Here is a 22495-nt window from a genome sequence, read left to right as displayed (position 1 = left end):
CCGAGGACTGCGAGCTCTCTGCTGAGGCGCTGTCACCGCTGTCCGCCGCGCCCGGCGCGGAGAACCCAGGGGTCGATCATCCGCGCGATGCTCGCGAACCGGGGCACCACAACGAAAGTCGCCCTCTTGCCGGTGCTCGACAGGTTCGTCGTCGAGCGGTACGTCCTCATCGCGTCCGGCTAGAACGCGCCGAGTCCCACCGGGACGCCCAGGCCGGTCGGGCCGTCCCAGCCCGGGCCGGCGGAGCAGACGACGGGCTTGAACTGCGCGCAGTCGGCGGGGCCGTGCTGGGCGTTGGAGCCGGAGGATACGTCGGCGATCGTGCCGGGAGGGGCGCTGTACAGAGTGTTCGGACCGTCCACACCGGACAGCCTGCCGCCGCGGGCGTAGAGGCCGGCGACGAAGGGCGAGGCGGCGCTGGTGCCGCCGACGATGAGCCAGCCGGCTTTGCCGCCGTTTGGCGCGTAGGAGCGGTAGACGGCGACGCCGGTGAGCGGGTCCGCGACCGCGGAGACGTCGGAGCCCGCGCGGTGGCCGGAGCAGTTGGCGGCGATGGCGGCCGGCTGCCCTTGCGCGGGACCGAAGTCGAGGGCACAGCCGCTGCCGGCGCCGACCCAGCGCTGCTGCTCGCCGTGTGGGGTGAACAGGCTGCCCCAGGCCTTCTGCGCGAACGAGCCGCCGGAGCCGCTCAGCGACGTTCCGCCGACCGACGTGACCCACGGCAGTTCTTGCGGCCACAGCTGCGGCCCGCCGAGATAACCCTTGTCGCCGGACGCGGCGACCACGGCCATGCCCGGGTGGTGCAGCGCCACGGCGGGCGCGCCGCTGCTGAGGTAGTCGCCCTGCAGTCCGGTGGGCACGCCGTAGCTCATGCTCACGGCGCTCGACCGCAGGCTCGCCGCGTAGCTCACGGCGGTGCCGAAGTCGTCGGCGAGCTGGCCGGGCAGCTGCAGGAGCACGGCGTTGAGCAGGCGCCCGACGTCCATCGGGATCTGGACCATGGTGATGCGGCACATCGGGCACGCGGCGGAGGCGAGGTCGACGTCGAGCGCGGTCTCGGTGGCGTAGGCCTCCTCGATCTCGCCGAGCCCGTCGACGGGCTTGAGCGCCGGACCGCCGTGGTAGTCGGTGATCTTGAGGCAGCCGGTGGCCGTGGTGCACTCGGGCAGGCCGAACTGGCCGCGGTAGGTCGTGAGGTCGGCCTCCAGCGTCGGGTACGCGCCGATGCCGACGATCGTCACCATGCCGCGTTCGCCGGTCTTCGCGTCCGGCAGGTGGTAGGCCCGCGCCAGGTCGGCGGGCGAGAACCCGGCGGGCGCGGGGGTGGTGAGGGGATCGGCCGACGCCTTGTCGCGCGTGACGACCTTCGTCAGGCAGCCGAGGTCCACCTGGTGCCCCTGCACGACGCCGGTGCACGAGTCGGCGACGCTGTGGTCCTCGCCCAGCGTCCCCGCGCGCACCGCCTGCGCGACCTGGGCCGTGGCGGCGTCCGGCGGCGTGGCTGTGGCAGGTGCGGCGAGCGGAACAGCGACGACAACGGCCAGCACGAGCGCCCGACCCAGCTTCATGCTCTCTCCCCTCGGCGGCGACCTCCTCAGGCCTACACCGCCGAGCCGGGCGCGGCAGGGACGGACGCGTCCTCGCACCCGCACGAGTGAACCGTCACCTGCCGGACGTGACCGTTTGTCCGGACCGCGGCGGGGACTTTAGCGCGCAGCTCGGGGTCGGGAGCTGCGCCGAGGGCGTCGTTGACCGTCGCGAACGTCAGCCGCGGCGCGATCCACGTGGTGGATTCGAAGATCTCGCGGTCGTCCAGACCGGCGGCGCGCAGCGCGGCCGCGTCCTCGGCGGTCGTCGCATTCGGGTCGCTTTTCGGGCCCACTCCGCGAGCGCCGACTCCCGTTCGGACAACTGCACCGGCTCGCCGCGCAGCACGGCTGCTGCGATGGCGTTGTGGGTCATGCTCACCAGCCGGGCGCCCCACGCGAGCGCACGAGGAGTCGCCGCTGCCCGTAGGTCTCGACGTAGCCGACCACCGCACGGCGCTTCGCGAAGGACTTGCCTGGTTGTCCACCGGCAAACCGGGTTGTGGACAACCAGGCCCCCCAGCGCCGCGATGGCCGGTTTTGTCGGTGTGGGGCGATAGAATGGACATGGGCACGCCCCCAGAGAGGGCGGGGGTTTGACTGGCCCGAGGGACCGTCCGACGTCCTCAGGGTGTGTCAGAGTCCCACCAGTCGAGCACCCGCAGCGCGTGGAAGGTGACCCACTTCGACGGTTCCCCGCCCGGCGCGTCGATTTCGAACCAGACCTCGCCGGGGTGGCGGCGGGCCTGCAGCCACGTTCCGTCGGGCTGCCGTGCGGCGCGGATGATCTCGATGGCCTCCGCCATGCGCGGATCGGGGGCTGTGCCGTCGAACAGGGCGGCGGCGCGGAAGTAGTCGGCTGCGTTGAGGATGTTGTAGAACCAACGGAAGGGGTAGCTGAAGAACCGAACCCACGGTGCGATCGGTTCGCCGGTCGACCGGCGCCGGTAAAGGTTGCGGGACAACAGGTATTCCTCGCCACCGAGGCGAACATCAGCCACAGAGCCGCCGGCCTTCTCGTAGTCCAGCAAGGCCTTCAGCGCGTTGAGGGTCGAGTGGACGGACGAGCGCTCGGCCCCCTCGACCCAGAGGCAGTTCCACCCGCCGTCGGGCAGGCGGTGCTCGATGAACCACTCGGCGATGCCGTGGACGTCGGCGCCCAGCCACAGGCCGTTGGACAGCGTCCACGAGTTGATGCAGACGTCGACCTCGCCGTCCCAGTACGGCAGGTTCTCGTACTCCCACTGGCTGTTGCGCGCCAGCAGTTCGGCCGCGCCGTTGAGCACCGACGCGTCGAGGCCCCAGTCGCGCAGGGCGTTGAGGGACCAGGTTGTCGCGGTCCACGGCTGGCCGTCCTCGGGCGAGCCCTGGAACTCGGCGGGGAAGAACGCGCCGCCGGCCCACTGGCCGTCCGGGTCCTGCAGCGCGAGCAGCCGCGCGCCGAACCCCTCCGTGGCGACGCGGGCGCGCGTCGCCTCCCAGACCTCCGGTGGCGAGCCCGCCAGGTCGCGTTCGACCTGCCAGCGCAGCGCCGGGTCGGAATCGAGCAGCCACGGAAGCACCTCAGCCATGGGCCGACTCTACGGCGGCCTCAGCCCGAAGTCAGCCCGTGGCGGTAGGCGTATCCGACGGCCTGCGCCCGGTCGCGCGCGCCGATCTTGCCGAGGATGCGGTTGATGTGGCTCTTCACCGTGGCTTCGGCCACGAAGAGCCGGTGCGCGATCTCGGTGTTGGACAGGCCGTCGGCGATCAACGTCAGCACGTCCACCTCGCGCGGCGTCAGGCCGTCGGGCGCGGAGGCGGACGCCGGGCGGGGCGTGCCGGAGGTGAGCGCGTCGACGAGGTGGTGCTGCACCGCGGGGTCGATCACGGCCGCGCCGCGCGTCACCTGGCTCAGCGCGCGGCGGATGTCGTCGGCCCCGGCGTCTTTCGTGAGGTAGCCGCGGGCGCCGGCCTGCAACGCGTCGAGCACGGACTTGTCGTCGGCGTACGTGGTGAGCGCGACGACCTGCACGTCGTGGTCGCGGGCGCGGATGCGGCGCGTGGCCTCGATCCCGTCGCAGCGCGGCATGCGCAGGTCCATCAGCACGACGTCCGGCTTCAGCCGCCCGGCCAGCTCGGCCGCCTGATCGCCGTCGGCCGCGGTGCCGACGACCTCGACGCCGGGCAGCAGCCCGAGCAGCATCGACAGGCCGTCGCGGACCACGCGCTGGTCGTCGGCCACGAGCACGCGGATCACGCCGGCGCCCACAGGCTCACCCGGAACCCGGTGCCGGTCGGCGCGGCGTCGAGCTGCCCGCCCAGCAGTTCGGCGCGTTCGCGCATGCCGCTCACGCCGTAGCCGTGGTCGCCGGGTGCCGCACCCGGGCTGCCGAGGTCCTCGACGGTCAGCAGCGTGCCGTCCGGTTCGTAGCTCAGCCGCAGGTCCACGCGCTCGGCGTCGGCGTGCTTGCGGACGTTGGTCAGCGCCTCCTGCGCCACCCGGTACAGCGTCAGCCGCGTCTGCGCGGCCAGCTCCGGTGCCTGCCCGCTCACGGTGACCTCGCACGGGATCCCGGTGTCGCGTTCGAACTCCGCCGCCAGCACCGGCAGCCGTTCCGGGCCGGGCAGGTCCTCGCCGCGCAGCGCGCCGATCGCCTGGCGCGCCTCGGCGAGCCCGTTCTGCGCGAGCTGGTGGGCGCGTTCCACAGTGTCGGTCAGCCGCGGATCAGCTCCACTGTGGACGGACAGCAGCCGCGCGCCTTCGAGGTGCAGCAGCAGGCCGGACAGCGAGTGCGCGAGCACGTCGTGCATCTCGCGCGCGAGCCGTTGGCGCTCGGCCAGCGCTGCCGCGCGGACCTGGGCCGCACGGGTCTGTTCGAGCTCTTCCGTGCGTTCGCGCAGCTTTCGCATGTAGACGCCCAGGCGGTAGAACGCCAGCACGCCGAGCGCGCTCAGCAGCGTCGGCACGGCCTCGTGACGCGCCCCGAACAGGCTCGCCGCCACGAGCGTCGCCACGACCAGACCGGCGACGATCCCACCCCTGCGCGGGTCCAGCCGCGCCGACGCCGTGGCCGCCAGAAGGAACCCGCCGAAGAACCCGGTGCCGTTGGGTTCGAGCCACACCAGCGTCACGGAGCTGGCCAGCACGAGGACGAACAAGCCGATCTCGACCGGCGCCGGCAGCCGCCACTGCTGCACGCCGGACATCAGCATCGCCCCGCCGAGCAGCACGCCGAGCAGGCCGAGCAGCACCCCGAGCCCCTGGCCGTGCAGCGCGGGGTGTGGTTCGGACTTCGCCGCGAGCCACGTGAGCAGCACCAGGATGAGCACCGAGACCAGCCGCTGGACGCGGTGGTCGGCGCTGTTCACGGGTGCGTCGGACACCCGGCCGACGATATCGGCGGGGCGCGCTGGAGTCTTCAACCCTCGGGTGTAGATCGCGCGACCATACTGTCGGCCATGACCACGATCGAGAAAAGCGAGGAACGGCACGCCTCCTGGCTCGAGCTGTTCTTCGACCTGGTGGCCGTGGCCGGGGTCGCGCAGCTGGCGCACCTGGTGCACGGCAGCACGTCCTGGGGCGACGTCGGACTGTACGTGGTGTGCTTCCTGGCTTTCTGGACGGCGTGGATGTGCTTCACCGTCTACGGCAACGTCGCGAAAGGCGCGGCCCGCACGATGCCCGTGCTGCTGGCGATGGCCGGGCTCGCGTTCATGGCCGCGTCGGTGGAGGACATCCACGGCGAGCACGCGAAGGTGTTCGCCATCGCCTACATCGCGGTGCGCGCCTTGGCCGACCGCGTGTGGGAGAGCCGCCGCGGCGTGCGCGTGATCGTCGACTGGCCGGTGGCGCAGCTGGGGTTCGGCGTGGTGCCGTGGGTGGTGTCGCTCTGGGTGGACTCGCCGTGGCGCTACGGGCTGTGGGCGCTGGGGCTGGCGCTCGACCTCGTCATCACGTTCGCGGTGTCCGGTGACCGGCTGGTCGCGAACATCACCGCGAAGCTCGCACACCACGACGGCGCCCGCCCGCGCCCGACACTCGCCCGCCTCGACACCGTCCACTTCGGCGAACGGCTGGGCCTGTTCACGATCATCGTGCTCGGCGAAGGCGTTCTCAACGTCACCGATGCGATGGCCGCCATCCCCGAGTGGAACCACTCCCGCGTGTTCCTGACGGTGATCGCCGCGCTGGCCCTGCTCGCGACCCTCTGGGGCACCTCGCTCAACCAGGGCTTCGGTGGCATCCCGTACCTGGCCGCCGACGCCCTCGGGCCGCGCCTGCTGCTGCCCCTGCACTGCCTGGTGGCCAGCTTGCTGGCCGCGTTCGCCGGCGCGCTGGGCGACGCCGTCGAGTCGGTTTCCGAAGGCCATCTCGAACCGTCCACGCGCTGGCTCCTGTGCGGCAGCATCGCGGCGTTCGCGGTGATCGGCTCCCTCGCCGGGCTGGCGGCGGGCCGCGGGGTCCAGTGGGCCGTGGTGACGGCGATCCCGGGCCTGGCGATCCCGTTGACGTTGGGGCTGGCGGGTCAGACGCTGGCCCCGGCGGTGTTCCTGTGGCTCCTGGTCGTGGCGGCGGGAGCGGGGCTGCTGCGGCGTCGATCGGCGGAGCGGGCGCCCGCGTAGACCCGTGGGTGGACAAGGATTTCCCACCCTGGCGCCGACGCGGTGAGGGGCGCCGGAAGCCACGCTGAGCAGGTCCGAATCACCGATGGGGAGGACCTGCTGATGAAACCCGAACTGCTGCGCCGGCTGCTGCCGAGCCTCGTGCTGAACGTCGCGCTGCCGCTGGTGGTGTACCTGCTGCTGAAGCCCGTCGTGGGGAGCGAAGTGGTGGCGCTCGCGATCTCCGCGGCCATCCCGCTGCTCGTCACGGTGGGCGAGTTCGCCGTCCGCCGACGGCTGGACCCGGTCGGGGTGGTGGCGATCGCGGGGTTCGTGGTGATGCTCGTGGTCCTGGGGCTCACCGGCGGCAACGAGCTCGTGCTGAAACTGCAGGAGGCGGTGCTCACCGGGCCGGTGGGGCTCGTGCTGATCGGTTCGGCGGTGATCGGGAAGCCCTTGCTGCTGCTGGTCCACCGGTTCACAGGCCGTCCCGCGCCGGAGCCGGCCCAGCGCAGGGGGATCACCGTGATGACCGCGATGATCGGCGGGATGCTCACCCTCCACGCGGCGGTGCTGCTGGTACTGGCGATCTCCCTGCCGACCGCGACGTTCCTGGCCGTGGGCAAGCCCGTCGGCTATGCCGTGATCGGCGCTGGGTTACTGGCGATGTTCGTCTATCGCAACCGGCTGCGTGCGGCGTGAAGGAGCCGTGGGTCTTGCGGGGGTACGCGGAGGTCTAGCGGCTCGTCGCCGACCCACGGCTTGAGCCGCTGCCGGCCCGCGACCCGGCCGAGCACCGGCGGATGCGCCGCCTGCTCAGCGGCGCCTTCGCCGCCCGGCGGCTGGCCACACTGCGCGACGATGTCGAGGCGCTGGCCGAGCGGCTTCTCGCGGAGCTGCCCGGCCCGCCTGCCGATTTCCACGCGGCTTTCTCGGCTCCGTTCCCGGAGCTGGTGATCCGGCGCCTGCTCGGCGCGCCGCCCGGTGAAGACCTGGCCCGACGTCGCTCGCGGCAAGCTCGACCACCCCGCGGACGATCTGCTGTCCGAGCTCGTCCGCGATGTCCCGCCCGCCGAAGCCGCCCGGTACGCGACACTGCTGCTCTACGCGGGACACGTCACCACAACGACCGCGATCGACAAGGGCGTCGTGCTCCTCGACAGCCATCCCGCGCAACGCGCCGCCGTCCGGTCCGACCCCGCGCTGGTGCCCGGCGCCGTCGAGGAGATCCTCCGATTTCCCTTGCACCCGCCACGGGGTGGGCGTCCTCGCCGAGCCAAGGCCGGCTTCGCGATCGGCGAGCACCGCGTCGAACCCGGCGACCTCGTCCTGCTGAGCGCGGTGGCGGCGAACCTCGACGAGGCGGCGTTCCCGGACGCCCGCGAGTTCGGCGTCCACCGGGACGCCACCGGCCACCTCGCGTTCGGCGACGGCCCGTACGACTGCCTCGGCGCACCACCGGCCCGGCTGGACCTGCAGGCGGTCTTCACGGCCCTGCCGCGGCTGGTGCCGGACGGGCACTTCGCCGTGCCGGCCGAAGAACCGGGGCTGCGCGCCGATGCCGAGCACGCGGCGTTCGCCGAGCTGCCCCTGACGTGGTGAGCGGTCAGGCCTGCGCCGACGCGAGCAGCTCGCGCAGCGCGGCCGAGAACTTCGGCGCGTTGCGTTGCGGCGCCAGGTGCGCGCCGGGGACCTCGACGAACGGCAGGCCCAGCTCGAGCGCCAGGATCTTCGCCGGCTGGTAGTGGTAACGGCCGCGGCTGGCCTCGCCGGCGACGGGCACGATCTCGGTGCTCGCGCGGCGCAACGCGCGCAGGTCCGGTAGGTAGTCGAAGAACTCGGCGAGCTCGCGGTCGAACAGGCGCAGCCAGTCGGCCTCGTGCGGCAGGCGCAGGTTGGGCAGATCGGGCAGCGCCGCGCCCGCGATGCCGTCGGCGAAGCGCGTGACGGCGCCCATCAGATCACCCGAACGGGCCAGCCGGATCTGGTCGTTCGCGGCCTCGAGCCAGCCCGTGGCGTCGGGCATCAGCTGCACGGCAGGCGGTTCGTGCGCGACGAGCACGGACACCCGCTCGGGGTGGCGCGCCACGAGGTCGAGGCCGATCTGCGCGCCGGCGCTGGTGCCGAACACGGGGATCGGGCCGGCGCCGACGTGGTCGAGCACGGCGAGTGCGTCGTCCGAATGCAGAGAAACCGGCACCGGACCCGACGTGGTGTCCGCACTGGCGAAGTGGCCGCGCCGGTCGTAGGTGACCACGGTGTGGTCCGTCTGCAGTTGCTTGACGAGCGCGCGCAGCGAGTCCGCGCCGCCGGTGCCCCCGGGGATGAGCAGCAGCATCGGGCCCTCGCCACCGGTGCTGACGGCGAGCTCGCCCTCCGCGACCGGGCAGCGGCTTTCCGAGATCATGCCTTGAAGTCAAGCACAACGGCCGTCGCCGAGGCGGCGCAGGATCGCCTCCGCGTCGGCCACGATTCCCTCGATCAGGTCCGCCACCGGCGGCAGGTCACGCAGCAGCCCGACGACCTGCCCGGACGCCAGCACACCGGCCGCCGGGTCGCCGTCGAAGAGGCCCGCGCGCAGCAGCATCGGCGTGTTGGCGGCCATCAGCACTTGCGCCCGTGTTCGCCCGCTTGTGCGCAGCCGCAGGCCCTCGCGCGCGAGCGCGGCCCACGAAAGCCCGCTGAGCCGGCGGAACCGGGCGGCGTTCCCGGCCGCGCGCGCGAACCCGGCGACGGGCCGGACTTCTCCAGCGCGTCGACGAGTCCGGTGCGCAGGACGCGGTGCCCGACGCCGTCGACCTTGCGCGTGACGACCGTGCCGGTGAGGTCGTGGTCCAGGTACAGCTGCTTCACCGCGTCGGGCACCGTGCTTTCGCGCGTGAGCAGGAACCGGGTGCCATCGCGATCCCGGCCGCACCGTACGCGAGCGCGGCCGCCAGGCCTCGGCCGTCGAAGAAGCCGCCCGCTGCGACCACCGGGATGTCGACGGCGTCGAGCACGGCGGGCAGCAGCAGCGTCGTGGCGACGCCACCGGTGTGCCCGCCGCCTTCGCCGCCCTGCACGACGACGCCGTCGGCGCCCCAGGCCGCAACCTTCTCCGCATGCCGGACCGCGCCGACCGACGGCAGGACGACCACGCCGTGGTCCTTGAGCTTGGTGACCAGCTCCCGCCTCGGAGCCAGCGCGAAGGACGCGACTTTCACGCCTTCGGTGATCATCAGATCGACGCGCCGGGCGGCGTCTTCGGCGTCGGCGCGGAGGTTGACGCCGAAGGGGTTTTCGGTGCGGGAGCGGATTTCCTTGATCGCGGCGGCCAGCTCGTCGTAGGTCATGGTGGCCGAGGCGAGGATGCCGAGACCGCCTGCTTCGGCGGTCGCGGAGACGAGCCGGGGGCCCGCGACCCAGCCCATGCCGGTCTGGACGACGGGGTGGCGGACGCCGACGAGGTCGGTCAGCGCGGTTCTCACGACGGAACTTCCTTGTCGCGCAGCGATTTCGGGTCCAGGGTTTCTCGTATCAACCGTAGTTCGTCGTTGCCGGGTGCGCGGGTCTGTCCGGTGCCGGAGGTGTCGAGCGGGAACGACGTCGCCGCGGTGGCGTCCTCGACGGAGACTCCAGGGTGCACGGAAAGCAGCCGCGGCGAGTGGTTCGCGCCGCCGAAGTCGAGCACGCCCAGATTGGTCACCACGTGGTACACGTCGTGGTACGGCAGGGCGTCCGCCCGCGAGTAGCCGACGCCCGACACCACGTCCACGCGGTCGACGAACACCCGCCGGCTGTGGCGTGGCACCCAGTAGCTCGTGCGGTGGTTCACGGTGTTGCCGGGCCCGCCGCGTACGCCGAGAAGCTGCTTCGGGCTTCGCATGCGGGCCGATGGCGGAGATGTTCTGGTTGCCCTCGCGGTCGAGCTGGTTCGCACCCATCACGACGTGCCGTTTTCCGTGCGGCACCACGGTGTCGAGCACCTTGCGGAACGGCTGCCAGCCTTCGACGACGCCGTCGGCCGTCACGAGGGACGCCTCACCGTCGGTGAGCAGCAGATCAGGCTCGAACGTCAGCCGCGCCAGTCTCGCGCCCAGTGAGGGCAGGAAACCCATGGGGCTGACCAGGATCTCGCCGTTGCCGCGGAACAGCTCCGCGCACGCGATCACGGCGTACTCGGCACGCGTCACCTCGGTCATGGCGCCTCCTGGGCCTTGCGGGACACCGGCACCCGGTCGGCGGCACGAGCGGGCCGGCGCGATCGTAGGTTCATGCCGCCTCCTCGGCGAACCGGGCGACTTCGCTTTGGTACCGGGCTTCGTCGCCGGACAGGAACCGGTCGGCGAACTTCGGCCACCGGTCCGGGTCCTTGGCCGAGCTCGCGTAGTGGCGCTGGAAGTTCTCGTCGCGGCCGTAGTCGGGCACGGCGCTGGTGAAGTGCGCGCCGTGCGGGGTTTCGACGACGCCGTGCACGCTCGCGCGGTTGAGCAGCAGGCTCTGCAGGGGCGTGGCGGGCAGCTCCGAAGTGGGGACAACGCGTTCGGCGGAGACGTAACAACGGTCGGCGGCGAGGGCGAACAGCTCGTCGAAGTACGGGTCGGGGCCGAGGTACTGGGCGTTGCCGCGGGCGTCGGCGCGGTTGAGGTGGACGAGCGCCGCGTCGAGCTTGAGCGCGGGGACGGCCAGGAGCTCCTCGCCGTCGGCGTAGGGGGAGTGGATCGTGCGCAGGTGGGGGTTCAGCGTCACGACGTCGGAGCCGAGGCCGGCGCGGGTCGGGAGGAACGGAAGCCGTTGGGCCGCGGCGGAAAGACCGGTGCCGAGCACGCCCTCGTCGTACTCCGTGACCTCGAACGCGCCGGCTTCGCGGGCGCGGGTGAACCACGGGTCGTACGGGACGGAGTCGAGCGTGACGAACCCGAAGACCAGCCGGCGGATCTTGCCCGCGGCGGCGAGCAGACCGACGTCCGGGCCGCCGTAGGACACGACGGTGAGGTCCTTCAGCGGGGAGCGCAGAATCGCCCGCACGAGGGCCATCGGCTTGCGCCGCGAACCCCAGCCGCCGAGGCCGACCGTCATGCCGTCGCGCAGCTCGGCGACGACCTCGTCGGCTGTCATCCGCTTGTCGCTCAAGGCTTTCCCTCTCCGTCGAGGGGGAGCCGGCCGAGCTGGGACCGGTGGTGGCTTCGTTGCTGGCTTCCGCGCCTTCACCTGAACCGGTGTACGGCGCTTGAGCTTGTTTTGTCGGTGGCGCGTGCTTGACTCGTTCGCATGACCACCTGGCAGACCTTCGCGGCGGCCGCCCCCTCGCTGGCCGAGCGCATCCACGAACGCTTCCTCAGCGGCGAGTCCCACGTCCTGGCCACCCTGCGCCGCGACGGCTCACCTCGCGTGAGCGGCTCCGAAGTCTCCTTCCGCGACGACGGCTCCCTGTACGTCGGCTCGATGCTCGACGCCCGCAAAGCCCGCGACCTCCAGCACGACGGCCGCTTCGCCCTCCACGCCTTCCCCGGCATCGAGGAAAACGGCCCAGGCGACGCGAAACTCGCCGGCGTCGCCCGGGAAATCACCGACGACCGCGCTGACTCCGGCAGCCACCTCTTCGAGCTGGACATCCACGAAGCGGTCTACACGTGGGTCGCGGACAACACGCTGTTCGTGGAGTCTTGGCACGCGGGGGGTGCTTGGGTGCGTTTCGCACGTCCGGACAACGGCCCGGTGGAGCGGACGGTGCTGGGATGAGTGATGCGGGGTTGCGAGAGGACGCGGGTCGGGTGGTGTTTGATCGAGTTTCGGTTGCGTGTGTTGGGGTGTCTTGCGGCGGCCTGGGGTTACGTGGGGTTGTGCGGGGTTGGCTTGCTCGCGTGTGTGCGTTTCGCGCGGCCGGACAGCGGCCCGGGGGAGCGCAGGGTGCTGGGTTGAGTGTTGCCGGGGTTGCGTGAGGGTCGGGGCGGCGGTCGGTCGGGACGGGCGGTGCCGTGTGCTCGAGTCTGACTGGGTTTCGGCTGCGCGCGTTGGAGCGTCTGCCGGCGGCCTGGGGTAAGGCCGGGTTCGGCCTGCCCGCAGGTGCACGCGTGCGGTGACGGCGCTGGGCCGGGTGGTTGAATGCGGGCATGCGTCTGGTGGAGGACCTGGTCGACGAGCCCGGCACCCTGCTGATCATCGGACCGTCGAAGGCCAAGGTCACCGGCGGCAGTCCCCGCCCGGCGGCTCGTGCCGACTGGCCCGAGGAACTGCTCCGGGCTCGTGAGGAACTCCTGCCCCGCTCCGCTGTCGACGAGCGGACGCGGCTGCCGGCGTGGCAGCGCTACAACGGCCACTTCTACCGGCACGTCGGCGACGCGCTGCCTGACGCCGCGGCGTCCGGGCGGCTGCTCATCCTCAGCGGTGGCTACGGCGTCGCGAGGGCGGACGAGCAGATCGCGTTCTACGACCGGAAACTCCGCCTTCGTGACTGGCCGCCCGGCACGCTCGAGGCCGCGATCCAGTACGAGGTGCACCGGCTCGGTGCCCGCCGGGTCCTCGGGTTCGGGTCCGCGAGCGCGGACTACGCGAAGCTGCTGCGCCGCGTGCCCTGGGATGTCGAGGCGACGTTGGTGACCGTCGATTTCCACGAAGGCGGCGCGCAGGTGGAAGTTCCGAAGCGGCTCGCCCAGGCCTTCGCCGCGGTGTGGCGGCGTGAGCCGGGGCAGCGGCCGCCGGGGGTCATCGCCGTGCCGCTGTCGTGAGCCGGTTCAGGCCCGGGCCCACAGGCAGAACGGGTGCCCGGCCGGATCGAGGTACACGCGGACGTGCTTCTGCGGCTGGAACGGCGCGAGCCGCGCCCCGGCCGCGACGGCTTTCGCGCCTGCCTGCGCCAGATCGTCGACTTCGATGTCCAGGTGCAGCATCATCTGCTGGTACCCGGGCTCCTGCGGCCACCTCGGCGGCACCAGCTCACGTTCCAGCTGGAACGACAGCCCGGGCCCGCCCTCGGGCGGCCGCAGCGTGACCCAGTCCGGCTCGTCCGCGCCGAGGGGCCACCCCAGCAGCGCCTGGTAGAACTTCGCCAGCGCCCGCGGGTCGGGCGCGCCGAGCACGGTCGCGGTCAGTTTCATCGCCCCAGCGTAGGCCGATCCGCGGCCGGACTCAGAAGCGTTCGATGATCGTCGCGGTCGACATGGCGCCGCCCGCGCACATGGTGACGAGGGCGGTTGCGGTGTCGCGGCGTTCGAGTTCGTGCAGCGCCGTGGTGAGGAGGCGGGCGCCGGTGCAGCCGACGGGGTGGCCGAGGGCGATGGCGCCGCCGTTGACGTTCACGTGCGTGGGGTCGGGGGAGTGCGTGCGCTGCCAGGAGAGGACGACAGAGGCGAACGCTTCGTTGACTTCGAACAGGTCCGGGTCGTCGATGGTCATGCCGGCCCGGGCCAGCACGCGGTCGGTGGCCTGGATCGGGCCGTCGAGGTGGTAGTACGGTTTGGCGCCGACCAGGGCTTGGGCCAGGATGCGCGCGCGGGGGCGCAGGCCGAGGGAGCGCGCCAGCGTGGCGTCCATGAGCAGGAGCGCGGCGGCGCCGTCGGAGATCTGGGAGGACGTGCCGGCGGTGTGGAGGCCGTCGGGCAGCACGGGTTTCAACGCGGCCAGACCGTCCACAGTGGTCTCTCGACGGCCCTGGTCCCGGGTGATCAGGCGGGGTTCCCCGAATACGGGGTCGGGGGCCTTCACCGGGACGATCTCGCGGTCGAACCGACCGGCCGCCCACGCGGCTGCGGCCTTCTGCTGCGAAGAAGCACCGAACTCATCGACGTCCGCGCGCGTGAGGCCGCGCCGCACCGCGATGCGTTCGGCCGCGCGGTACTGGTCCGGCATGGCGATCGACCACGACTCCGGCCGCGGCGATCCGGTGGAGACGCCGGAGCGGGCGGGCCCAGCCGACCCCACCGGCCCACCTGACCCGGCCGCCCCACCCACCGGTTCGCCCCCAACGGCACCCGGCTCATCGACTCCACCCCACACGCCACCCCGACCGAAATGGCACCCGCCGCGATCAGCCCCGCGATCAAGTGCGTGGCTTGCTGAGCCGAGCCGCACTGCGCGTCGATGGTGGTGGCGCCGGTGGTGGGCGGCAGGCCGGCGTGGAGCCAAGCCGTGCGGGTGATGTTGCCGGCCTGTTCGCCGGCCTGGGTCACGGCGCCGCCGATGACCGGCTCGACCAGGGCGGGGTCGATGCCGCTGCGGTCGAGCACCGCGAGGTCCGCCGCGCCCAGCAGCTCGGCCGCGTGCGGGCCCGAGAGCCGGCCGCCGCGTTTGCCGATCGGCGTGCGCACCGCCGCCACGATCACGGGCTCGCCGGAAGAACTAACAGTGTTCACCCATCCGGAATTAGAACATGTTACAGTTAAGCACAAGAACTCCCAGCTGCCGGACGATCTCGATCTTCACCAACTGAGCGCTCGCTCACCAGCGCAGAATCGGTAAAGTAAACGGGTATCACCAAACGGGGTTCCGTAAGTTAACACCGTATGCTCCAATGAGCCATAGAACGTGTTGCAGTGCGCGAATCATCGCCGATCCCGGTGCAGGAGGCAGCCGTGGCCGCTCCGCTTTTGCCCGCCGGTTTCGACTTCACGGACCCGGACCTCTACGCGAACCGCCTGCCGCTGGAGGAGTTCGCCGAGCTCCGGCGCACGGCGCCGGTGTGGTGGAACCCGCAGCGCCGCAACACCGCCGGCTTCGGCGACGACGGCTACTGGGTCGTCACGCGCCACGCCGACGTCAAGGAGGTCTCGCGCGACAGCCAGCTGTACTCGTCGTGGGAGAAGACCGCGATCATCCGGTTCGACGACCAGATGACGTCGGAGAACCTCGACGCTAACCGCCTCGTGCTGCTCAACATGGACGCCCCGCAGCACACGAAGCTGCGTCGCGTCGTCTCGAAGGGCTTCACTCCGAAGTCGATCGCCAAGCTCGAGGACACCCTGCGCGAACGCGCCGAGCGCATCGTCGCCGAAGCGCGCAGCAAGGGCGAAGGCGACTTCGTCACCGACGTCGCGTGCGAGCTGCCCCTGCAGGCCATCGCCGAGCTCATCGGTGTGCCGCAGGAGGACCGCATGAAGATCTTCGACTGGTCCAACCAGATGGTGGCCTACGACGACCCCGAGTACGAGCTCGAACCCCTCACCGCGAGCGCCGAGCTCGTCGGCTACGCCTGGAACATGGCCGAGGAACGCCGCCGCTGCCCGGTCGACGACATCGTCACCAAGCTCGTGCAGGCCGACGTCGACGGCGAAGCACTCGGCTCCGACGAGTTCGGCTTCTTCGTGATCCTGCTGGCCGTCGCGGGCAACGAGACCACACGCAACGCCATCACCCACGGCATGAAGGCCTTCCTCGACCACCCCGGCCAGTGGGCGCGCTACCGCGAGGAAAAGCCCAAGACCGCGCCCGACGAGATCGTCCGCTGGGCCACGCCCGTGGTCGCGTTCCAGCGCACCGCCACGCGCGACACCGAGCTCGGCGGCGCGCACATCCGCCGCGGCGACCGCGTCGGCATGTTCTACAGCTCCGCCAACTTCGACCCCGACGCGTTCGACGAGCCCGAGCGCTTCGACGTTTTCCGGGCGGACAACCCCCACGTCGGCTTCGGCGGCACCGGCTCGCACTACTGCCTCGGCGCCAACCTCGCCCGCCTCGAGATCGACCTCATCTTCTCCGCGATCGCCGACGTCATGCCCGGCATCGCCGAGGTCGCGCCCCCGCAGCGCCTGCGCTCCGGCTGGCTCAACGGCATCAAGCACTACCCGGTCCGCTACGCCTGACCAGGCCCGATCCGCCCGAAACCGGCATGATGGCCAGGTGGCGCAACGCGTGACGGTCGACGTCGAGTTCGGCGTCCGGGTGACGAAGCCCGGTCTCGCCGCGATCTCGGTCGCCGCCGTCCACGCCGACACCGACGAGCTCACCGTCTCCGCCGCCGGCGCCCCTCGCGCCGCTGAGCTCGACCACGGCACGCGCGCCGAGGTGTACGACCTCCCCGCCGGCGAGCACCGCGTGACCTACCACGGCGAACGCACGCTCTGCCGCGCCACCGCCGAGCCCGTCACGCTCGCCGACCTCGCGCGCTACACCCGCCCGAGCCGCTTCTGCCCGTCCGACCGCATGGCCGCCCTGAAGCCCGACCACGGCGACGACCGCGCCCGCGTCCGCGCCATCGCCGACCACGTCCACGAGCGGCTGAGCTACGTCCCCGCCACCCCCCAAGGCCGCGACGCCGCCACCACCCTGAAAGCCGGCGAAGGCGCCTGCCGCGACTTCGCCCACGCCTGCATCGCGCTCTGCCGGGCCGTGGGCATCCCCGCCCGCTTCGCCACCGTCTACGCCCCTGGCCTGAAACCCATGGACTTCCACGCCGTGTTCGAGGCCGGCGTCGGCGGGCGCTGGCTCGTGTTCGACGCGACCCGCCTCGCCCCGCGCCCCGTGATGCTCCGCATCGCCACCGGTCGCGACGCCGCCGACACCGGATTCCTCACGCCGCTCGGCTGCGAGCTCGACTTCCTCGGCGCCACCGTGTTCGCGACCACCGACACCGCGCCGCCGCCCGACGATCACGACAAACCCGTGGTCCTGGCGTGAAAGGTGTGTCCGGTGCGACAAACCCGGCCGCGGCTGGGTAGACAGTGACCGTGAACCGTCAACTGCCTGGGCCGAGCCGGTGGGCCCGCGCGCGTGCCCGGTACCGCTGGCTCGACCACCTCGCGCTGGCCACCAACCGGTACCTCGAGTACGGGGGCTACCACTACGTCGCCTCGATCACGTACTTCAGCCTGCTCTCGCTGGTGCCGATCCTGATGCTGGCGTCGTCGGCCGCGGGGTTCGTGCTGGCCACGCAGCCGCACCTGCTCGACCAGATGCTGCACGCCATCTCCGGCACGCTGCCCGGGGCGCTGGGGGAGAAAGCCTCGGACCTGCTGACGGGGTTCGTGGAGCAGCGCACCAGCGTCGGCGTCGCGGGTCTCGTCGTCGGGCTGTACTCCGGGTGGAACTGGATGAACTCCCTTCGTGACGCGCTCACCGCCATGTACGGCCAGAACCGCTCCGACGCACCGCTGCTGCGCACGATTCTCATGGACGTGCTCGCGCTGCTGGGGCTCGCGGCTGCGCTGCTGGTGTCGTTCGGCATCACGGTGTCGGGGACGGCCATGGGCCGCTACCTGCTGAAACTCGTCGGCGTCGACGACACCAGCTGGGGCCATTCCGTGCTCTCGGCCGCGTCGGTGCCGCTCGCGCTGCTGGCCGATTGGCTGGTGTTCCTGTGGGTGCTCACGCGGCTGCCGCGCGAGCGCGTCGGCTGGCGCAGCGCGATGCGCGGCGCGGTGGCGGCGGCGCTGGGGTTCGAGCTGCTGAAGCAGGCGGGCGGTATCTACCTGAACTTGATCAGCGCGTCGCCCTCGGGCGTCGCGTTCGGCTCCGTGATCGGTCTCCTGTTTTTCATCTCCCTGATCGCGCGCATGCTCGTGTACATCACGGCCTGGACGGCCACGGCTCGAGACGCGCCGCGGAAACCGGTCCCGCCGCCGTCGCCCACGGAGCTGCGGCCGGTCGTCGCGCCGCGCCGGCACACGGCCGGTCCCCTCGCGCTCGGCGCGGTGCTCGGGGCGCTGGGCACTTTGTTCGCGCTGCGCGGCCGCCGCCGGTCATGAGCCGGGCTTGACCGAGCCCACCACCCACATGCTGAAGTACTGGGAGCCGCCGCCGTACGCGTGGCCGAGCGCCACGCGCGCGCCGTCGACCTGGTAGGCGCCCGCGCGGCCCATCACCTGCTTGGCCGCCTCGGACAACCGCAGCATCCCCGACGCGCCGATCGGGTTCGACGACAGGACCCCGCCCGACGGGTTCACCGCCAGCCGGCCGCCGAGCGCCGTGTCGCCGGCCTCGGTGACTTTCCAGCCCTGGCCCTCCGGCACGAACCCCAGGTTCTCCAGCCACATCGGCTCGAACCAGGAGAACGGCACGTAGATCTCGGCGACGTCCACTTCGGACAGTGGATCGGTGATCCCGGCCTCGTGCCACAGCGCTTTCGCCGCATCGCGCCCGGCCCGCGGGTTCACCTGGTCACGGCCGACGAACGTGGTGGGTTCCGTGCGCATCGCCGTGGCGTGGATCCACGCGGCCCCGCCCGGCACGGCGTCGCCCGCGGCTTCGTCGCCGAGCACCATGGCGCAAGCGCCGTCGGGGGAGGGGCAGGTCTCGTCGTAGCGAATCGGGCCCCACAGCATCTGCGACGCCTGCACCGAGTCCACGGTGATGTCGGCCTGGCGCAAGTGCGCGTACGGGTTGAGCGCCCCGTTGCGCCGATCCTTCGCGGCGACGATCGCCCCGACGTACGCGGGCGCGCCGGAACGCCGGATGTAGGAGCGCACGTGGGGCGCGAAGTACCCGCCCGCGCCGGCGCCCACCGGCATCTGGAACGGCGGCAGGATCGAGAGCCCCCACATCGCGTTGGACTCCGACTGCTTCTCGAATGCCACCATCAGCACGCGCCGGTGCACTCCGGCCTGGATCAGCGACGCGGCGACCAGCGCGGTCGAGCCGCCGACGGAACCCGCGGTGTGCACGCGCCAGCAACGGTTTTCCGGTCGCGCCCAGCGCGTCGGCCAGGAACAGTTCGGGCATCATCACGCCTTCGAACAGGTCGGGGGCCTTGCCGAGCACCACGGCCTCGATGTCGGCCCAGCCGACCTGAGCGTCGGCCATCGCGCGGTCGATCGCTTCGCGCAGCAGGCCGGGCATGGACACGTCGGTGCGCTTCGCGCGGTGGTGCGTCTGGCCGGTGCCGAGCACCGCTGCTTGGTCATCGCGCCTCCAGCACGGCGAGGAGGTTCTGTTGCAGGGCCGGGCCGCTCGTCGCGTGGGCGAGTGCCTTGCCTGCCTCGCCGCGGTTCGGACCACAGCCCGGCGTCCAGACCAAGGTGCGCTTGCAGGCCGGCGATGGCGAGCGAATCGGGCCAGAGGGGAGCGAGCCCGTACGGGTCGAGCTGCAGCGCGAGCACCCGGCGCAGCTGCCCGGCGCTGGCCTTGCCGAAGCCGTAGACGAGCGCGGTGTCGACCTCACCCATGCGGATCTTCAGCCAGGCCTCGTACAACGCCCACGCGGCGTCCATCTCCACGTGCGACTCGTGGATGGGCGGGAAGGCGCCGATGGCGTCGACGGCCGCGATGAAGGAGAACGCGCGCCCGGCCAGGTAGTCCGACGAGCCGGAGCACTAGAACCCGATGTCCGCTGGGGACAATCCGGTCGCGGCGAACACCTCGGCCAGGATCGGCACGAGCATCTCCACGCCGTTGGTGGTGCCGGCGGTCTCGCGGACGTTTGGCGCCTGCGCGAACCCCGCGACGGCGACTTCGGGCATGCGTCCCCCTCACAAGTGGTGGGCGAAGGATTCATACGGCGCGTCGGCCTCGCCGGTCGGTTCGAAGTGGCTGATGTTCTCCAGCGACGTCCACCACTCCTCACGCGGGCGCCACGCCGCGCGCACGCGCATCCCCATCCGCACGTCCTCGGCGGCACAGCCGAGCACTAGGTGCAGGAAGGCGATGTCGGCGCCGTCGAGCAGCACGTAGGCCGCGACGTACGGCGGTTTGATGCGCTGGCCGAGGAAGGGGACGTTGACGATGCAGAACGTGGTGACGATGCCGGTGTCCGGCAGCTCGACCTCATCGGTGGTCGGCACGCCGTCGGTGGGGCACGCGCCGCGCGGCGGGATGTAGACCTTCACGCACGCGGGCATCGCGTACTTCCTGCCCGCGGAAGCACCCGAAACACAACCGACCGAACCACCGCCCCCAGTGGCGAAACGCGAAGACGGCACCCCCGTCGAGGTGGTCACATTCGGTCGCGCGGTCCCATGTGGACGTCGCGCTCAAGCACCGCATCAGCCTCATCGCCAACGCGCTGGGCTCGCCGCCCGAAGACGTGATCGAGCGCGCGCACGGCGCCGGTGTGCCCGTGGCGGCGTTGGCGGGCAAAGGTGCGCACGCGGCGCGGCACGTGGAACGCGGCGTGGATCTCGTGGTGGCGCAAGGGTACGAGGCCGGCGGGCACACCGGCGAGGTCGCGTCGATGGTGCTGGTGCCGGAGATCGCCAACGCCGTCGGCGCACAGGTCCCGGTGCTCGCGGCCGGCGGCATCGGCTTCGGCCGGCAGGCCGCGGCCGCGCTGGCGCTCGGCGCGTCGGGGGTGTGGATGGGCTCGTTCTGGCTCGCCACCGAGGAATACCGCCGCACCATGCCGGGCTCCGGCGCCATGCAGACGGCGCTGGCCCACGCCACGTCGGCCGACACCGTCCGCACCCGCATCTACACCGGCAAACCCGCCCGCCTGCTCAAAACGCGCTGGACGGACGCCTGGGCCGCTCCCGACGCGCCCGAGCCCTTGCCGATGCCGCTGCAGAACCTCCTGGTCTCCCACGCCCACAACCGCATCCACGCCGCGGACGACCCGGCGGTGGTGTCGATGCCGGTCGGGCAGATCGTCGGCCGGATGGACCGTGTCCGCCCGGTGGCCGAGGTGATGGCGGAACTGGTGAATGGCTACGAGGCGGCGCTCGATCGGCTGGACAAGACGCGGTGAGGTCCTTTCAGGACGATCCGTCCTGAAAGGACCTCACCCCCGTCAGCCGCAGGCCACCGGGCCGGAGCTGAAGCTGAAGTGGTCGATCGAGTGCGTGCCCATCACCAGCGTGCCGCTCACGTGTGCGCAGTGACCGTTGGTGCCGGTGACCAGCACGCCGCCCGCGTAGGTCTCGAAGGTGCCCGAGTCCTGTCCCGAGCCGGCAATCCCGTCGACGGTCATGGTCACGCTCATGGCGTGCTTGCCTGACGCGTTGTCGTAGACCTTCGCGCAGTTCGTGCCCCCGTTGGCACTGGAATACCTGAGCTCGACGGTGCCCTGCGTCTCGTCGACCGCGTTGTGCAAAGTCTTCGGGAAGCCACTGACCATGCTGCCCGGGCACGTGCTGACGATCGAGTACCGCCCGGCCGCCTGTCCGGCCGGTGCTGCCGCCAAGACCGCGGTACCGACGAGCGCCACGGCACTGGCGAGCGTGAGAATCCTGCGCATCGAAATCCTTCCCCTGACCGGGTCGCCCCTCGACCCGTTCGTCCCACCTTCGCGGCTGCCGGAGAGACCCGGCGAGTGATTTTCCGGCCAATGTCCGGTTCCGGCCACCGGGTGACCGCGTTACACCCAGCCGCGCTTGGCGGCAGCCACACCGGCGGCGAATCGGCTCTCGACTTGCAGGATTTCGAGGATCGCGCACACGTGCCGGCGCACGGTCCGCTCGCCAGTGCCGGTGCTGCGGGCAATCGCCTCGTCGGTCAGCCCCGCGGCGAGCAGGGACAGCACCCGGCGACGGGCGGGGGTGAGCTCGTCGCCGTCGGCACCGTCGAGCGGCACGGTGTCCGGCGCGGCCCACAGCGCGTCGAACCATTCGGCGAGCAGCTTCAACAGCTCGGGCGAGGTCACGTGCAGCGCACCCGACGCGCCCGTGCGATCGATCGTGACCAGCGCGACGGTGTCGTCCACGTGCATCATCCGCAACGGCACCGACTTGCGGACCCGCGCCTGTTCACCGGCGGCCGTGGACTCGCGGATGCTGCGGGCGCCCCAGCCGTCGGCTGCGTGGGCGGTGTCGTAGATCATCCGGAACGCCGCGCCCGCCGCGAGGGCGTCGGCGGGCGGCAGCAGCACACCCTCGCTCACCCGGTGCCCGCCAGTGCTGCCGGTGAACGTGGCACGCAGCAGCCGCCGCGGGGAGCGGTAGAGGCCGGACGCGAGCCGGGTCAGCTCGTCGTGGTCCTCGATGGCGCGAACCCCTTCGCGGTCGACCGCGGTGAAGCCGCCGGTCGGAGCGACGAGTGCGGTGAACCGTTCCCAGGTGCCCGCGAGATCGGCCTGCAGCTCGGAGATGTGCCGGTGCTGCCGATCGAGCAGTCGCCGCAACGCGACGGCCGGTGGTACGGCACGCGCGAACCGGTCCGCGCCCGAACCGCCGAAGCTGATCACCCCCGCCTCCTGCAGCTCACGCTCGGCGGGGGCGTCCGCGTCGAATGCGCCCACGCCGACCGGCAGCCGGCCTGCGGCGTGAAGCCGGTCGTACGCCCCCGCCGCCTCGGCCGAGACCAGGCCCGCGAGGACCTCCGTCCGTGTGCTCCCGCGCATGCCGCCCCCTGTGGTTCGCCCCTTTCCGGCAAGTCGGGTAATCGGCTGCTCACGTTACGGAAGCGGCGTGCCCGAACGTGCCGACCGGTACACGCCGGCCGGCCAGCGATCGGGACCGGTGGTGCTCGTGCGCACGCCGTACGGGCGC

General features: G+C 71.8%; 19 protein-coding genes and 7 pseudogenes. 9 read left to right on the top strand and 17 right to left on the bottom strand.

Features of this window, described 5'->3' with window-relative positions:
* Nucleotides 1-179 precede the first annotated feature (179 nt).
* The 5 genes from AB0M56_RS13010 to AB0M56_RS12990 form a co-directional block, all read right to left on the bottom strand.
* The gene (locus tag AB0M56_RS13010) at nt 180-1568 is read right to left on the bottom strand and encodes a hypothetical protein (protein ID WP_364174525.1); all 1389 of its coding nucleotides are present in this window, start codon (nt 1566-1568) and stop codon (nt 180-182) included.
* Nucleotides 1569-1600: 32 nt separating this feature from the next.
* Complete coding sequence (locus AB0M56_RS13005) at nt 1601-1882, bottom strand: hypothetical protein (RefSeq protein WP_364174522.1); 282 nt, start codon at nt 1880-1882, stop codon at nt 1601-1603.
* 330 nt (nt 1883-2212) lie between these two features.
* Complete coding sequence (locus AB0M56_RS13000) at nt 2213-3157, bottom strand: squalene cyclase (protein WP_364174519.1); 945 nt, start codon at nt 3155-3157, stop codon at nt 2213-2215.
* Between the two features lie 20 nt (nt 3158-3177).
* Nucleotides 3178-3837: a response regulator transcription factor gene (locus AB0M56_RS12995; RefSeq protein ID WP_364174516.1), complete on the bottom strand. Its 660-nt coding sequence runs from the start codon at nt 3835-3837 to the stop codon at nt 3178-3180.
* Complete coding sequence (locus AB0M56_RS12990; protein WP_364174513.1) at nt 3822-4952, bottom strand: sensor histidine kinase; 1131 nt, start codon at nt 4950-4952, stop codon at nt 3822-3824. Before AB0M56_RS12990 ends, AB0M56_RS12995 begins: the two co-directional genes overlap by 16 nt.
* Nucleotides 4953-5027: 75 nt before the next feature.
* On the opposite strand from AB0M56_RS12990, the gene AB0M56_RS12985 reads away from it, so the two are divergent.
* Entirely contained in the window at nt 5028-6191 is a 1164-nt protein-coding gene (locus AB0M56_RS12985) for a low temperature requirement protein A (protein ID WP_364174510.1), read from the top strand.
* Between the two features lie 102 nt (nt 6192-6293).
* Nucleotides 6294-6872: a VC0807 family protein gene (locus tag AB0M56_RS12980; RefSeq protein ID WP_364174508.1), complete on the top strand. Its 579-nt coding sequence runs from the start codon at nt 6294-6296 to the stop codon at nt 6870-6872.
* Here the strand turns inward: AB0M56_RS12980 and AB0M56_RS12975 are convergent.
* Nucleotides 6845-7093 (bottom strand): hypothetical protein, encoded by a 249-nt coding sequence (locus AB0M56_RS12975; RefSeq protein ID WP_364174505.1) that lies wholly within the window; start codon nt 7091-7093, stop codon nt 6845-6847. The two genes, AB0M56_RS12980 and AB0M56_RS12975, sit on opposite strands and share 28 nt — an antisense overlap.
* Before the next feature lie 61 nt (nt 7094-7154).
* Between AB0M56_RS12975 and AB0M56_RS12970 the strand changes: the two genes are divergently transcribed.
* On the top strand, nt 7155-7772 hold the full coding sequence (locus AB0M56_RS12970) for a cytochrome P450 (RefSeq protein WP_364174502.1): 618 nt from the start codon (nt 7155-7157) through the stop codon (nt 7770-7772).
* A gap of 4 nt (nt 7773-7776) precedes the next feature.
* Here the strand turns inward: AB0M56_RS12970 and AB0M56_RS12965 are convergent, their stop codons facing one another.
* The 4 genes and pseudogenes from AB0M56_RS12965 to AB0M56_RS12950 all read right to left on the bottom strand — a co-directional run bounded on the left by AB0M56_RS12965 (nt 7777) and on the right by AB0M56_RS12950 (nt 11282).
* A complete protein-coding gene (locus AB0M56_RS12965; RefSeq protein WP_364174499.1) occupies nt 7777-8577 on the bottom strand; it encodes an alpha/beta hydrolase in 801 nt (266 codons plus the stop codon).
* Between the two features lie 9 nt (nt 8578-8586).
* Nucleotides 8587-9637 (bottom strand): annotated as a pseudogene (locus AB0M56_RS12960) (nitronate monooxygenase).
* Nucleotides 9634-10351: pseudogene (locus AB0M56_RS12955) on the bottom strand (CoA-transferase). Before AB0M56_RS12955 ends, AB0M56_RS12960 begins: the two co-directional pseudogenes overlap by 4 nt.
* A gap of 70 nt (nt 10352-10421) precedes the next feature.
* The gene (locus AB0M56_RS12950) at nt 10422-11282 is read right to left on the bottom strand and encodes a CoA-transferase (RefSeq protein WP_364174496.1); all 861 of its coding nucleotides are present in this window, start codon (nt 11280-11282) and stop codon (nt 10422-10424) included.
* A 138-nt stretch (nt 11283-11420) separates the two neighbouring features.
* On the opposite strand from AB0M56_RS12950, the gene AB0M56_RS12945 reads away from it, so the two are divergent.
* Nucleotides 11421-11891, top strand: coding sequence for a pyridoxamine 5'-phosphate oxidase family protein (locus AB0M56_RS12945; protein ID WP_364174493.1), 471 nt, complete (start codon nt 11421-11423; stop codon nt 11889-11891).
* A gap of 371 nt (nt 11892-12262) precedes the next feature.
* The gene (locus AB0M56_RS12940) at nt 12263-12877 is read left to right on the top strand and encodes a hypothetical protein (protein WP_364174490.1); all 615 of its coding nucleotides are present in this window, start codon (nt 12263-12265) and stop codon (nt 12875-12877) included.
* A 6-nt stretch (nt 12878-12883) separates the two neighbouring features.
* Here AB0M56_RS12940 and AB0M56_RS12935 read toward each other — a convergent pair whose 3' ends face one another.
* The gene (locus tag AB0M56_RS12935) at nt 12884-13246 is read right to left on the bottom strand and encodes a VOC family protein (protein ID WP_364174487.1); all 363 of its coding nucleotides are present in this window, start codon (nt 13244-13246) and stop codon (nt 12884-12886) included.
* A 31-nt stretch (nt 13247-13277) separates the two neighbouring features.
* Nucleotides 13278-14500 (bottom strand): annotated as a pseudogene (locus AB0M56_RS12930) (steroid 3-ketoacyl-CoA thiolase).
* 219 nt (nt 14501-14719) lie between these two features.
* Here AB0M56_RS12930 and AB0M56_RS12925 point away from each other — a divergent pair.
* Genes AB0M56_RS12925 through AB0M56_RS12915 form a run of 3 tightly spaced genes read left to right on the top strand, consistent with a single transcriptional unit; the run spans nt 14720 to nt 17827 of the window.
* Entirely contained in the window at nt 14720-15946 is a 1227-nt protein-coding gene (locus AB0M56_RS12925) for a cytochrome P450 (RefSeq protein ID WP_364174484.1), read from the top strand.
* 37 nt (nt 15947-15983) lie between these two features.
* Nucleotides 15984-16760: a transglutaminase family protein gene (locus AB0M56_RS12920; protein ID WP_364174481.1), complete on the top strand. Its 777-nt coding sequence runs from the start codon at nt 15984-15986 to the stop codon at nt 16758-16760.
* Between the two features lie 44 nt (nt 16761-16804).
* Nucleotides 16805-17827, top strand: coding sequence for a YhjD/YihY/BrkB family envelope integrity protein (locus AB0M56_RS12915; protein ID WP_364174478.1), 1023 nt, complete (start codon nt 16805-16807; stop codon nt 17825-17827).
* On the opposite strand, the pseudogene AB0M56_RS12910 reads toward AB0M56_RS12915, so the two are convergent.
* From AB0M56_RS12910 to AB0M56_RS12900, 3 pseudogenes are all read right to left on the bottom strand, one after another.
* A pseudogene (locus tag AB0M56_RS12910) lies at nt 17822-18968 on the bottom strand (thiolase domain-containing protein). The gene AB0M56_RS12915 and the pseudogene AB0M56_RS12910 overlap by 6 nt on opposite strands.
* Before the next feature lie 98 nt (nt 18969-19066).
* A pseudogene (locus tag AB0M56_RS12905) lies at nt 19067-19537 on the bottom strand (lipid-transfer protein); the annotation flags it as partial.
* A gap of 9 nt (nt 19538-19546) precedes the next feature.
* Nucleotides 19547-19930, bottom strand: a pseudogene (locus AB0M56_RS12900) (Zn-ribbon domain-containing OB-fold protein); the annotation flags it as partial.
* A 77-nt stretch (nt 19931-20007) separates the two neighbouring features.
* Between AB0M56_RS12900 and AB0M56_RS12895 the strand changes: the two are divergent.
* Nucleotides 20008-20757 (top strand): annotated as a pseudogene (locus AB0M56_RS12895) (nitronate monooxygenase); the annotation flags it as partial.
* A 42-nt stretch (nt 20758-20799) separates the two neighbouring features.
* Here AB0M56_RS12895 and AB0M56_RS12890 read toward each other — a convergent pair.
* Together AB0M56_RS12890 and AB0M56_RS12885 are read right to left on the bottom strand one after the other, a co-directional pair.
* Nucleotides 20800-21246 carry a hypothetical protein gene (locus tag AB0M56_RS12890; RefSeq protein ID WP_364174475.1) on the bottom strand — a complete coding sequence of 149 codons (447 nt, stop codon included), beginning with the start codon at nt 21244-21246 and terminating at the stop codon, nt 20800-20802.
* A gap of 120 nt (nt 21247-21366) precedes the next feature.
* Nucleotides 21367-22347: a helix-turn-helix transcriptional regulator gene (locus tag AB0M56_RS12885; RefSeq protein WP_364174472.1), complete on the bottom strand. Its 981-nt coding sequence runs from the start codon at nt 22345-22347 to the stop codon at nt 21367-21369.
* Between the last annotated feature and the right edge of the window lie 148 nt (nt 22348-22495).

Origin of the sequence: Amycolatopsis sp. NPDC051372, from assembly GCF_040682095.1 — a bacterium.
Taxonomy (GTDB): Bacteria; Actinomycetota; Actinomycetes; order Mycobacteriales; family Pseudonocardiaceae; genus Amycolatopsis.
Note: the sequence above shows the minus strand (reverse complement) of the source record. Positions and strands in the feature narration are given on the sequence as shown.